The organism is Bacillus thuringiensis (assembly GCF_001182785.1).
Classification (GTDB): Bacteria; Bacillota; Bacilli; order Bacillales; family Bacillaceae_G; genus Bacillus_A; species Bacillus_A thuringiensis_S.
In genome coordinates, this window is the sequence record NZ_CP012099.1 from 2,669,206 (window position 1) to 2,681,637 (window position 12,432).

Sequence of the window (12,432 nt, forward strand, 5' to 3'; positions counted from 1 at the left end):
AAAATCCAAACTAATATCGTTGAAAAAATATGTAAACAATATAAAAAAAGGATAAAAGGAGTTCATCATGAAGAAATCGTTAAAACGTGTCGCACTCGTCATTCTGTTCCTAACAACATGTTCAAATATATATACAGGCTCATCAATTGTTCATGCGCAGCCGCCGTATGCCAAATGGGGTAAACTTGCCGTAGAAAAGACGAAAGAACAATACCCAAAAGCAGAAATTATTGACTATCTTCATATAGGTAGAAAACCAAAAACAGTTCAAATAACTATTGAAAAATTTAAATTGTGGTTACGTGAAGATGGAAAAGAATATGGTGTTTTTGTTGATGTAGAATTTGAAACGAAGACGGAGAAATTTATAAAGTTGTCGTTTCAGAAGACGAGTAGATAAAGTGAAACTTTAATCAGCCCTCACCAATCGGGCTGCCCGTTAATGCGGGATAAAATGAAACCCCACTGTTAAAAATGGAAACAGTGGGGTTCCTTGCATTTCTAAAATTCTTTCCTAAAGTTTCGATTCCCTAAAAATCTTACCAATATACAAATAGCGCCAATTACTACAGCTATCCCTATACTATATAAAAGTACTTTACCATATCCACCTATTCTCGGATCTAAAAACGGATATGGATACCAATTCACGATTGGACCACGTATTAAGCTATATACAACGTAAAAACACGGGAATAAGAGCCAACTTGCAGCTTGTTTCCAAGTGATTTTCTTAATAGGTGGATTTAAAATCCAATCTAAAAGCATTGCAATCGGCATGATATAATGTAGCACAGTATTTACCCATGGTATTGCCGTTTGAAGTGACTCTTCTAACCCTCTTAGTAACAAAAAATAAACGAGTCCTGTCGTAAGTATATATACCGTCGCCGCACCACGAAGTATACTAAACTGTTCTGAGCGACCAAATGTAGCTGTTCCGATACTGCTTAAAAGGAGAATACATGCAACTAAAATGTTACTTTCAATAGTGAAAAAACTAAAAAAGTTAACTGGATTAAACGGCTTCACTTGTGCCCTAATTATGAATTGCGTAATAATGGCGCTACACGCTAGAAGACTTAAACATATTCTAAATAAAGATAAAGTTTTTACATCCCTCATACATTCCCTCCTTTTCTTATATATAATCGGAATTATTCTGTACATGCTCAATAAATAATTTCAATGGAACGAGCCCACGTTTTGGCATATGACTACTTATAATAGCTACTATTTCTAACTGAGGAATGATAACGATGTATTGTCCGCCGTATCCCATAGCAAAATATATACAATACGGTATGTGAAATCTTTCGTTATGTAATACCCACCAGTGATATCCATATGCACCGACATGTTCATATGTTTCAAATAGAGCCCTACTTGACTCTTCTAACCATTTCGCTGATACAATTTCTTTTTCATTCCAATATCCATTTTGCAAACATAACTTTCCTAATTTTAACAAATCGGTAGATTTCATTTTCATACCGAAGCCGCCGATATATATACCTTGCGGATCTTGTTGCCACTCGTATTCGTTAATTTCTAATGGATCAAATAAATATTTCTTTGCAAACCGCTCTGTCGACATTCCAGTAGCTTCTTGAATAATATAGCTCAGTAAATGAGAAGAACCTGAATTATAATTCATTTTTGTAGCGGGTTCTTCAATTATTGGCTTTTCTAATATGTACTGTACCCAGTTCTCTGATTCTACAAAGTCATTTGGGAATACTACTCCATTTCCAAACTCTTTCCAATCCTCACCAGTAGTCATTGTTAATAAGTGATAAAGCGTCAAATCATGTTTTTCCCCAGGTACTTTTTCAATCCACTCTGTAATCGGTGTATGTATATCATTTATATAGCTCTTATCAATTGCAATACCAATTAATAAAGATACAATACTTTTTGTAATCGAATTTATTTTATATAAGTTATTTGCACATTCAGGTGTTTTATAATACTCAGTTGTTAATTCCCCTTTTTGATAAACAAGAAATGTATTCACTTTTTTCTTTTCGAATTTATTTTCTAGTTGCTTGAAATCCAAAAACTTTACCTCTATTTAAATAGTTACTCCATTTATTATATCTTGTTACTTCATTTTAAACATAATTGTGCTCAAATAAAAATAAACCTGTCAGCCATAATGAACTGACAGGTTTATTTTTATAATTTCGTACGAACATTCCAAAGCTCTGGGAAGAATTGTTGATCAAGTACTCGTTTTAAATAAGAAACACCGGAGGATCCACCTGTACCCATTTTATGTCCAATAATTCGTTCTACTGTTTTCATATGACGGAAACGCCATTGTTGTAGCCAGTCTTCAATATCAATCAATTTTTCAGCAAGCTGATATAAATTCCAATATTTTTTCACATCCGCATACACTTCTAACCACGCCGCTTCTACTGTTGCATCTTCTTCGTAAGGTTGCGTAATATCACGGTTTAACACATCTTTATGAATAGGGAATCCTTCTTTTACTAATGCTTGAATTGCGACATCATATAGACTTGGTGCATGTAGCGCTTTATGAAGTCGTGCATGTAATTCTGGATCCTTTTCATAAATTTTTAATGCGTGTGGCGTTTTATAGCCAAGTGCATACTCAATCATACGGTATTGATACGATTGAAAACCTGAAGCTTGACCGAGTGAATCACGAAACTCAATATATTCTGATGGTGTTAATGTCGCTAGAATATCCCAAGATTGAATAATTTGAGACTGAATTTTTGATACACGTGCTAACATTTTAAAAGCTGGTTGTAATTTATCTTGTTTAATAGATTCAATCGCCGCATCTAGCTCATGTAAAATGAGCTTCATCCAAAGCTCACTCGCTTGGTGAATAACGATAAATAACATTTCATCATGATGGTCCGATAATCTTTTTTGAGAAGATAGTAAACTATCTAATTGTAAATACTCCCCATACGTCATATTCTCTTTAAAATCCGTATGAATCCCTTTTTCCATAATTACTTTTTCATTTTCTTTCATATTAGCCAAACGCCCCTTTTATATAATTCTACTTATATTGGTCTAATAACGGCTCGAACTGGACTTCCATCTGCATCAGTTAATGCAAGTGGTAATGCAATAAGTTCATAATCACCGTCTGCTACATGATCTAGTACGACATTTTCTAAAATATGAATTCCATGTTTAAATAATTGATGATGCGCTGCTAATTCTTTATCATCTAGCGGATCAACTGATGGTACATCTACTCCGATTAAACGAATACCTTTCTCTGAAAGAAACGACGCTATGTCTGCACGTAAATGAGGGATCACATTTGGAAATTCTTCAGCTTTTCCATGTGAAGATGTACGTAATAATAATCGTTCTACACCTTCTAAATGAAAGCTTTCTAATTCCTTTTTCCCGATGCTTTCAAGATTAGAAACGTCAATAATCCGTGCTGGGCCAACATACACTTGAACATCTAAATCCAATACTTTCTTTCCATCATTATCAAAATGAAATGGTGCATCAATATGAGTGCCTGTATGAATACTCATCGTTAACTTTCCGACATTTACCGAGCCACTTTCTTCTTTTGACCATGAAACTTCATACGAGAACGGTGTATCTCCTGGCCACGTTGCAATATTATTATTTAGCGGTTGTGAAATATCAATCCATTCTGATGTTTTCATACTTATGCCACAACCTCTCGCTTATTTTCAAACTGCTTATACTCTTCATTTTCCATAATTTTCTTTAATATCTGTACAGATTTCCACACTTCTTCGTATGTGTTATATAAAGCGACTGGCGCGAGTCTCACTCCATTTGGTGCTCTAAAATCTGGGATTACTCCATTTGCCTTTAGCGCTTTACATATACGTGCTGCTTCTGTATGCTCTAAATAAATGTGCCCGCCTCGACTTTCATCCTCTAATGGATTTCCAATTGTAAATTCGAAATCTTTTAATTCATGATCAATTAAATTCAACATGTATCTCGTAATATGTAAAGACTTCTCGCGTAAACGTTCAATACCAGCATCTTTGAAAATTTCAAGAGAACCAATTAATGGTGCTGTACTTAATACGTGAGGTGTACCAATTTGATAAGCACCTGCATGATCAGCCGCGGTTAATGTATGCTCCATATCAAACTGCTTATCTTTTCTAGAACTAAACCATCCAGATAATCCTGGCAGTCTATTAAAATGTTTATTATTTACATAAAGTCCTGCAACACCACCCGGTCCTGCATTTAAATATTTATAATTGCACCAAACAGCAAAATCGACATCCCAATCTTTGAAATGATGCGGAATAGATCCTATTGAATGGCATAAATCAAATCCGATATGAATGCCGCGTTTATGAGCTTCCGTTGTTAAACGTTTCATATCCAGAATTTGACCACTTCTATATAAAACAGAAGGTAATAAAATTAAAGCGATATCATCTTCCATCGCATGAATAATATCTTCTTCAGAAAGTGTTCTACCATCTCGGCTTTTCACTCTTACTAGATGCTCCTCTGGATCTAATCCTTTTAAACGAATTTGACTTTGAAGTGCATAAATATCTGACGGGAAAGTCAATTCATCCGCAAGTATTTTTGTACGAATTCCTTTCGGCTCATAAAACGTCGCAATAACTTGGTGTATATTTGTAGTCGTAGAACCGGTTACAATAGTTTCCTCCGGTAAAGCTCCAATAAGAGGGGCTGTAAGTTTACCTAATTTCTCTGAAAGGAAGAACCACGGGTGCTCACCTTCAGTCCAGCCGTCAATTCCATATTCTTTCCACGAATCTAGCAACGTAAGTAATGATTTCTCTGCTCTTTTTGAAAGTAGCCCTAATGAGTTTCCATCTAAATATATAGTACCTTCTTTTTTATAGAATTCAGTTTGAAAATCTTTCAGTTCATCATGTTTATCACATTCAAGCGCATACTCATAAGTTGGTTGAAATGGTTCTTTATACATGGTGTCACCTTCTCTTAATTTTCTTTTTATTCTAACTAATTGAAATATAGCACCTTAATTGATATAACGTCAATGATATTATGTCAGTTGACTTTATATATGAACTTCTTTTACAATACAGTTATATTTTCAGACATTTCAGTATAAAGAGGTGATTCTTTGAAAAACTCTACTCTTTCATCAAGAAAACACCGCTCCTTAGAAACGAAGAAGAAACTATTACACGCTGGTTACACTATTTTTATAAATAACGGATTTCAAAAAACGACAATTACACAAATTATTAAACATGCAGAAACCGGTTACGGAACAGCATATGTATACTTCAAAAACAAAGATGATCTCCTAATTAGTTTAATGGAAGATGTTATGAATCGTTTTTATAATATCGCTGAGCGCTCTTTTTCTCCACAAACAAAAGAAGAAGCACGTATAATGATCCAAAATCAAGTTAGAGCATTCCTGCAATTAGCAGATGAAGAACAAGCTATTTTGCAAGTTGTAGAAGAAGCAATAGGATTATCAAGAGAAATACGTCAAAAATGGGATGAGATTCGGGAACGTTTTATAAAAAGCATTAAACAGGATATTACATACTCTCAAGAAAGTGGATTAGCACAACCTAATTTAAATAAAGAGATTGTAGCACGCGGTTGGTTCGCGATGAATGAATCGTTTCTTTGGACTATTATGCAAAATGATAAAAAGATTAACTTAGAGGAAATTGTGTATACGTTAACGGAGATGTATACGACCGGGTTATATAAATAACACACCTTCAATAAGTAAGGTGTGTTATTTTACATCTATAAAAATATATTATCTGGGTATGGTAGTGCTAAAGTAGGCTTTTCAGAAAATGAGAAATATTGTAGTTTTAAAGATTCACCATCTATCGATTTCAGTTTTCCACTAGTAATTTCACATTCAAACACAACAACAATATATTCTACTTGATCGCCATTCGGATATATATGACGGAACCTTTCCCCTCCAAATACCCCTTTTTGTTTTTTTACTTGCACTTTCAAACCCGTTTCTTCCCACACTTCACGAACTACCGCTTCTTCTGGAGTTTCACCAAGTTCAATTGCTCCAGCTGGCAAACTCCAGTATTCCCCGCCAGGATATTGAAACAAAATATCTCCCTGCCCATTTTTTATAACAGCAGCTACACTTGGCATGAATATTAGTTCATGTCCTAATTGCTCACGGATTTTTTTATAATATAGCGACATTGACATACAATTCTCTCCTAACCTATTAATAACTGTATTTTCTGATATTAATTGTATAATATTCTTAATACAAACTACTATATAGAAAGGATAAGAACATGTCACAAGAAAAACTTGTAAACAAGTTTCTATCGTTTTTAGGTGCTACAAAACAACCTACTAGCTTAAAGTTTTTAAATGAGCTTATTAAAGCTCATCAAGAAAAGGTAAAGTGGGAAACGCTTACTAAAATAATTGACTGGGAAAAAGGTAATGAAACAGAGGATTATTTTCCTTACATTGAGACATACATAAACCGTATTACAACAAAAGGTCTCGGGGGTACTTGTTGGACGCACTCAATTGGATTCCATTGGTTATTATCAAATCTTGGTTTTAATGTTCATTATATGTATATGGATCCCGGACATTTATGCTTACGGGTTAACTTAGACCAACCTTATTATGTTGATGTTGGTTATTGTGCACCCTTATTCCAAGCTTACCCACTTTATGAATCATTTCAAGTAAGTACTGTAAGAGAAACTTTCACTTATCAAGTATCAAATAAGGAAATTCATATTACTAGAGATCCTGGTCCAACAAAATCCTTAATTACAGAACCGATACAATTAACAAGTATGAAAAAACAAATTATAAAATCTAATGATTGGCGTACATCTCCTGTATTAAAAAAGATTCAGATTTTCGGTTATGTTGACAGTGTCCCAACTTCTATTAATGGGAATGTATTAAAGCAATATTTCGCAGATGAGAAAATGGAACATATCCTTAGCACTCCTGAACTTACTTATTGGATAACAAAAAAGTTTTGTATTGATAAAGAAATATATGAAAGAGCTATTAAGATTTTCAATGAAAAATCTTCAAACAGTAAAAGCGTTACTCATGAGATTGAGTAACGCTTTTACCTTAATATATTTTTAATATCAATCTTCTTTATGATAAGCAGCTTCTACACATTCTGCTAGACGTTCCATTTGTTCCATAGTTAAACCTCGTGAAATCCAGCCTGTTAACTTATACATCATTTTATAATAAAAATTACTAGGTTCATATTCTGAAATTAATGTTAGTGCTGTACCTTCCTCATCTTCTTCTAACATATAAGTCATTGCTGAATATCCTTGCTTCATTTCACTACCAAGTGAAATAATATGCGGTGCATCGTATTCAAGGATTTCTACTTCAGCCTCGAATATTTTCTTACCGACTTTTTGAACAGTAATATATTTATCTCCTACACGTGGATTCTCTTTATCCATATTTGAAGGATAGCGATTTTCTATTATAAACGTATTCCATTCTTTTATTTTTTCATCTTCTATTATGTAGTCACATACAATATCCAATGGTGCTTTTATTACTATTTCAATTGCAAAACTCATTATACTGCCCCTCTCAAATACCCTATCCATTTCTATTTTAACTAAATTATTATGCCATATTTTATATAGTGAAATACAAGTAGAATTTTAACTTTTTATTGTGAGGGGGATTCAATAAATAATCATTTTTTATTAATTTAAAAACTTATTCATACAAAATATTTTATTAAAGATACAACAATTAAAAACAAAGCCACGAGTAGTAAAGCAATCCCTATACTTCTATTTTCTTTTTCGTTATTTTTTAAATTTTGCACACCTAAGCTAACTAACATAAACCCTAAAAGCGTTTGTAAAATTAGTACACTCTGTTTTGAATCATCATTCCAGCTATAAATAGAATACCCCATTACAATTATTGCAAGTAAAATCGTTAAGATCCTATTCATACAAAAATCCCTCCTATTTAAAAAGAAGCCGCTAATTTTCCTTAGCGGCTGTATTAACATTCTATATTTGCAAAATTACTTTTTATGAACTTGATATAAGTCCAAAGAATTTCCTAGCCAATATAACTACGCATGTTAGCCCACTTCTTCTTTATCCAGTCTACTTACAATTCCAACTATAAATTTATATTCAATCCTCCTCTTCTTAACCTTTTTAAACCTTTCTTTCGTATCAAAAATTAAACACGTTTTCCGAAACCACACTCGTACATATAAAGACTCAAAATAAATAGGTTTTATAATTCCTCGTTCTTCAAATTCAGTTCCATCTTTATTTTCAGTTTCCGTTCGAACAAACCACTTATTCCCGATTCCAATTTCAATGTACTTCACACACTAACCCCCATTAGGAAATTTCCCTTCTAACAATTCTATTATTTCCCCGGTAAGCGCACATTCCGACAGAACATGAGCCCACAAAGAAAAAGTAGATTACAGAAATCTACTTTATAACTTATATTTTTGCATTCGTTTATAAAATGTACTACGGGGTACATCTAATAGTTTTGCAGCTAATGAAACATTTCCGTTTGTCTTTTGTAATGCTTCAATCATGCTATCACGCTGTATTTTTTCGCGAAAATTCAATGTATGTTCGGTTTTATTTTCAACTTGTAACTCAAGTTGTTGTTGATTTCCCATCATTGTTTGTATCAAAAGAGCGACTTGTTTTTCGCATATTTCCCGTCCTTGCGACAAAATGTAAATACGTTCTAATGCATTTACTAGTTCTCGAATATTTCCGGGCCATGTATGTTGTATAAATTGATTGCAAATACTCTTCGGAAATACAACATTCCAATTCTTCCGTTCGCAAAAGTGTTGTATAAAATATGGGATATCCTCTTTTCTTTCTATTAACGATGGAACATATAACGGATAAACGTGCAAACGATAATATAAATCTTGACGGAATTTCCCTTCTTCTACTAACCGTAGTAAATCTTTATGTGTGGCAGTAATAATACGAATATTTACTGGTACCTCTTTTGAACTTCCTATTGGAGTTATTGTACGTTCTTGTAAAACACGCAATAATGCTACTTGCATCTCTGGTGGTACTTCACCAATTTCATCTAAAAATAATGTTCCTCCATTCGCTTGTTCAAATTTCCCTTTATATCCTTGACGTCGCGCACCTGTAAATGCCCCTTCAGCATAACCGAACAATTCACTTTCCATTAATTCTTTAGGCAAAGAACCGCAGTTAACAGCTATAAAGGGCCCGTCTTTTCTTGGACTATTTTCATGAATCGCTCTCGCGACATATTCCTTTCCCACTCCTGTCTCACCACATACATACACACTAGCCTCAGTCGGTGAAACAAGCTTAATTTCTTCTAGTGTGTGTTGAAATGCTTTGCTTGTCCCAGTAACTCCTGGAAAAGTAATTCCTTTTATAAATGTGAGAGCAGAATATGTATTCATTTGTTTGTTTTCCTTTAAATACATACATTTCCCAATCATTCTTTCATTACTATATACTGGTATCTCTAATTTAGTTTCTAATCCATGGTGCATTAACTCTTCAAGTTTCATTCTTGACCAATTATTTATTCGTTCACGAACGCTCTTACTCGCAGAAACGATAACATCACGATGATTACAAATAACTACTTGTTCATCACTATCAATGACATCTAAAAAACGATGAATTAAGTGTAATTCATTTTGATGAACTCTTATGCTACATTCACGTTCTATCGCATGTGCAATTGAAGTTACCATACCGAGCATATATGGATGCGAAAATTCAATTGGACAGGAGAAATCTAGAACACCAATTAATTTCCCGTCATCATTATGAATGGGAGCAGCCGCACAACTCCAGCTATGAGATGCCACGGAGTAATGTTCAGTACCACTTATCATAATAGCTTCTTCAATTTCTAGCGCTGTTCCTATTGCGTTTGTCCCCACAGCTGCTTCCGTCCATTTTACACCTTCAATAAAATTAATATGTTTCGCTCGCTTTAACGTTTGTTTATTTCCACTTAACGATAGAACATAACCATCTGGATCGATTAATAATGCCATCATTTGTAGTTCATCAATGGTTTTTCTCATATTTTGTATTTGAGGGATTGCGATATTTAGGAAGATTTCACTCTTTTTCTTTTGATCTTGAAAAATATTAGAAGACAAAATTTTCTGGTCTTTATTCATGTGAGGATTCACATTTGCTTGTTTACATCGATGCCATGACTCTGAAATTCTTTCGTTTATACGGTTCGAATCAAGGACTCCTTCATTAATAAACTTTTTCCATGTATGTAAGTAAAACGGTGAAGCTAACATTGTATCATCTCCCTTTTAATTGTTTTGGAGATTTATAAAACATACTTTTATTATAAAACTGAATAAAAGCGTTTTCAACACAACTAGCAAGACGACACAAATATGTTAATAATTTGAATATCCTAATGCGCTTTTTTATTCTTTTTTAGTAGCACTATATTTTGTATAATGGACGCAAAGAAAATAAAGAACCAAAACCACTTTTGTGGATTACCGTTTATAAAGAAAACAATCACGGCTATTGCAAATAAAATAGTGGATGCTAAACTAAAATATAATTTTGTTTTCATTCCTATTATCCCTCACCCCTCTATTACTTTACAGTACATACTAACTCTTCATTTTTCATCTCTACTATGTACTCCTGTAAAACATATTCTTTCCCGCCATGGTTTTCATACCATTCATGTATTCTTCTAATATGCCTCTCGTCACTTCTAATTTTCGATTCTATTTCTTTATACTGTTCATAACTATCATATTCCCATATGGCAAATACTTCAGACGTACCATTCTTATTATCTTTCATCCAGCGTCCTATTAGCTTAGAACCATGCTTTAATTGATTAGGTAAGTTCGTGTTATTGAAATGATCATTAAATACTTCTATGAATTCATTTTTCACTACATAGTACTTCCTTCTGTAAAACATACTTCTTCACCTCTTTTATGAAAAGTATCAGTAAACCTTCCCATCACTACCGTATTATAATACTTTCCGTCCGATAGTCTTTTGTCATTTTTCAAAACGCCTTCTACTTCAAAACCTAATTTTTTATAAAGATGAATAGCTTTCTCGTTTGTCTCTAATACTTGTAAAGATATTTTATTTACTGCATTTTCGTCAGCCCATTTAATAGATTGTTGTAATAGGCTATTACCCATTTTATATCCCCAAAACTCTTTTAAAATGCAAACGCCAAACTCCACTTTATGAGATAATCTCTTAAAATTTGATCCTTCACACCTTGAAAATCCAACGATTCGATTGTGCACTTCTGCAACTAAAAAGAGATTCTTCGTCTCTTCACTATCTGTTTTTATTATTTTTTGAAATCCTAGATTATCTATAAATCCCTCTCCAGCATCTCTATCCATATTTTCAGTTTCTCCATCAATCTGAACTCTAATTTTCGATAACTGGTCAGCATCTTTCTCAGCTGCAGAACGAATTGTATAAGTTAATCCATTTATATGAAACTCTTGCTCTTTTACAATCATGTCAAACTCCTTTCAAATGAATATAATGGCGCTATTACAACTTGTTTACCTTGTTTCTCAAATTCCTGAACAGTTTCTTTACTAGCCTCTTCGTCAGTTATAATAAGGTCAATTTCTTTTAGAGACTCTCCTCTTATAAAACAATCTATTCCAAGTTTATTATGCGGGGCTAAACAAATATTTTTTCTAGCAATTTCACTTACTCTTTTACTAAAATAAGCAACTTCAGGTGTTGCAGTACTAATACCTTGTAATGAAATGCCTCCACCTGTAGAGAAATAAAGATCAATAGAAAATCTACTTATCAATTCAGAAGCAAGTGTATCAGTAATATTCCCTGAAGGTTTTACTTTTCCGCCAATTAAATACGTATCAATATTCTTATATTCTCGTAGATAACCAACTATTTCTATAGAATTCGTAATAACCGTAAATGATACTTCCGGTAAATATTTCAGCATCGCATTATGAACGGAAGCCCCACCAATAAAAATCGAATCACCTTCTTGTATATAAGATGCTGCAACTCTTGCGATTGTGTCCTCATATATTGAACTATCACTATAACGCTTAGCTGGTTCCACAGCTAAGTTTCTCACTCGCGTAAGTTCAATTGCACCTCCGTGCGTTCTTTTTAATAAACCATCCTTTTCCATAATAGACAAATCTCTTCTTATAGAATCAATAGACATATCAAATCTTTCCGCAAGATCCTTTGCTATTACCCTTCCATCTGTATTAAGTAGTTCTAAAATTTTCTCTCGACGTTCTTCAGTAAACATGTTATCACCACCGTTATTGAAGGTTCAGAAACTTAAACTTTATTTTAATTATATGCATGCCTCTTCCGTTTTACAATATTTTCAATT

17 protein-coding genes are annotated in these 12,432 nt (G+C 33.4%); 3 read left to right on the forward strand and 14 right to left on the reverse strand.

Annotated features, from left to right (window positions below; genetic code table 11):
* Nucleotides 1–67 precede the first annotated feature (67 nt).
* On the forward strand, nucleotides 68–400 hold the full coding sequence (locus tag AC241_RS13760) for a DUF3889 domain-containing protein (protein ID WP_050843879.1): 333 nt from the start codon (nucleotides 68–70) through the stop codon (nucleotides 398–400).
* Nucleotides 401–501: 101 nt separating this feature from the next.
* Here the strand turns inward: AC241_RS13760 and AC241_RS13765 are convergent, their stop codons facing one another.
* The 5 genes from AC241_RS13765 to kynU all read right to left on the reverse strand — a co-directional run bounded on the left by AC241_RS13765 (nucleotide 502) and on the right by kynU (nucleotide 4,969).
* Nucleotides 502–1,125 carry a Pr6Pr family membrane protein gene (locus tag AC241_RS13765; protein WP_050843881.1) on the reverse strand — a complete coding sequence of 208 codons (624 nt, stop codon included), beginning with the start codon at nucleotides 1,123–1,125 and terminating at the stop codon, nucleotides 502–504.
* Between the two features lie 16 nt (nucleotides 1,126–1,141).
* Nucleotides 1,142–2,059, reverse strand: a complete 918-nt coding sequence (locus tag AC241_RS13770; protein WP_050843883.1) for a serine hydrolase domain-containing protein — start codon at nucleotides 2,057–2,059, stop codon at nucleotides 1,142–1,144.
* Between the two features lie 119 nt (nucleotides 2,060–2,178).
* Nucleotides 2,179–3,018, reverse strand: a complete 840-nt coding sequence (gene kynA / locus AC241_RS13775) for a tryptophan 2,3-dioxygenase (RefSeq protein WP_050843886.1) — start codon at nucleotides 3,016–3,018, stop codon at nucleotides 2,179–2,181.
* Nucleotides 3,019–3,050: 32 nt separating this feature from the next.
* On the reverse strand, nucleotides 3,051–3,680 hold the full coding sequence (kynB, locus tag AC241_RS13780) for an arylformamidase (protein ID WP_016081330.1): 630 nt from the start codon (nucleotides 3,678–3,680) through the stop codon (nucleotides 3,051–3,053).
* Between the two features lie 2 nt (nucleotides 3,681–3,682).
* A complete protein-coding gene (gene kynU / locus AC241_RS13785; protein ID WP_016081329.1) occupies nucleotides 3,683–4,969 on the reverse strand; it encodes a kynureninase in 1,287 nt (428 codons plus the stop codon).
* A gap of 159 nt (nucleotides 4,970–5,128) precedes the next feature.
* Between kynU and AC241_RS13790 the strand changes: the two genes are divergently transcribed.
* Complete coding sequence (locus AC241_RS13790; protein WP_043935590.1) at nucleotides 5,129–5,740, forward strand: TetR/AcrR family transcriptional regulator; 612 nt, start codon at nucleotides 5,129–5,131, stop codon at nucleotides 5,738–5,740.
* Between the two features lie 35 nt (nucleotides 5,741–5,775).
* Here the strand turns inward: AC241_RS13790 and AC241_RS13795 are convergent, their stop codons facing one another.
* Nucleotides 5,776–6,213 (reverse strand): NUDIX hydrolase, encoded by a 438-nt coding sequence (locus AC241_RS13795; protein ID WP_016081327.1) that lies wholly within the window; start codon nucleotides 6,211–6,213, stop codon nucleotides 5,776–5,778.
* Nucleotides 6,214–6,305: 92 nt separating this feature from the next.
* Between AC241_RS13795 and AC241_RS13800 the strand changes: the two genes are divergently transcribed.
* Complete coding sequence (locus AC241_RS13800) at nucleotides 6,306–7,109, forward strand: arylamine N-acetyltransferase (RefSeq protein ID WP_050843888.1); 804 nt, start codon at nucleotides 6,306–6,308, stop codon at nucleotides 7,107–7,109.
* 27 nt (nucleotides 7,110–7,136) lie between these two features.
* On the opposite strand, the gene AC241_RS13805 is transcribed toward AC241_RS13800, so the two are convergent.
* The 8 genes from AC241_RS13805 to AC241_RS13840 all read right to left on the reverse strand — a co-directional run bounded on the left by AC241_RS13805 (nucleotide 7,137) and on the right by AC241_RS13840 (nucleotide 12,345).
* On the reverse strand, nucleotides 7,137–7,595 hold the full coding sequence (locus AC241_RS13805) for an SRPBCC family protein (protein WP_043935593.1): 459 nt from the start codon (nucleotides 7,593–7,595) through the stop codon (nucleotides 7,137–7,139).
* A gap of 149 nt (nucleotides 7,596–7,744) precedes the next feature.
* A complete protein-coding gene (locus AC241_RS13810; RefSeq protein ID WP_043935594.1) occupies nucleotides 7,745–7,984 on the reverse strand; it encodes a DUF3953 domain-containing protein in 240 nt (79 codons plus the stop codon).
* Between the two features lie 135 nt (nucleotides 7,985–8,119).
* Nucleotides 8,120–8,377, reverse strand: coding sequence for a DUF3977 family protein (locus tag AC241_RS13815; protein ID WP_050843890.1), 258 nt, complete (start codon nucleotides 8,375–8,377; stop codon nucleotides 8,120–8,122).
* A gap of 114 nt (nucleotides 8,378–8,491) precedes the next feature.
* Entirely contained in the window at nucleotides 8,492–10,342 is a 1,851-nt protein-coding gene (locus AC241_RS13820; RefSeq protein WP_050843892.1) for a sigma-54-dependent Fis family transcriptional regulator, read from the reverse strand.
* A 122-nt stretch (nucleotides 10,343–10,464) separates the two neighbouring features.
* Entirely contained in the window at nucleotides 10,465–10,632 is a 168-nt protein-coding gene (locus AC241_RS34800; protein WP_016081323.1) for a hypothetical protein, read from the reverse strand.
* A 23-nt stretch (nucleotides 10,633–10,655) separates the two neighbouring features.
* Nucleotides 10,656–10,994, reverse strand: coding sequence for an NIPSNAP family protein (locus AC241_RS13830; RefSeq protein ID WP_000499988.1), 339 nt, complete (start codon nucleotides 10,992–10,994; stop codon nucleotides 10,656–10,658).
* Nucleotides 10,967–11,563: a GNAT family N-acetyltransferase gene (locus tag AC241_RS13835; protein ID WP_016081322.1), complete on the reverse strand. Its 597-nt coding sequence runs from the start codon at nucleotides 11,561–11,563 to the stop codon at nucleotides 10,967–10,969. The genes AC241_RS13830 and AC241_RS13835 overlap by 28 nt, the downstream gene beginning before the upstream one ends.
* Nucleotides 11,560–12,345 carry a DeoR/GlpR family DNA-binding transcription regulator gene (locus AC241_RS13840; protein ID WP_050843897.1) on the reverse strand — a complete coding sequence of 262 codons (786 nt, stop codon included), beginning with the start codon at nucleotides 12,343–12,345 and terminating at the stop codon, nucleotides 11,560–11,562. The genes AC241_RS13835 and AC241_RS13840 overlap by 4 nt, the downstream gene beginning before the upstream one ends.
* Nucleotides 12,346–12,432: the final 87 nt, after the last annotated feature.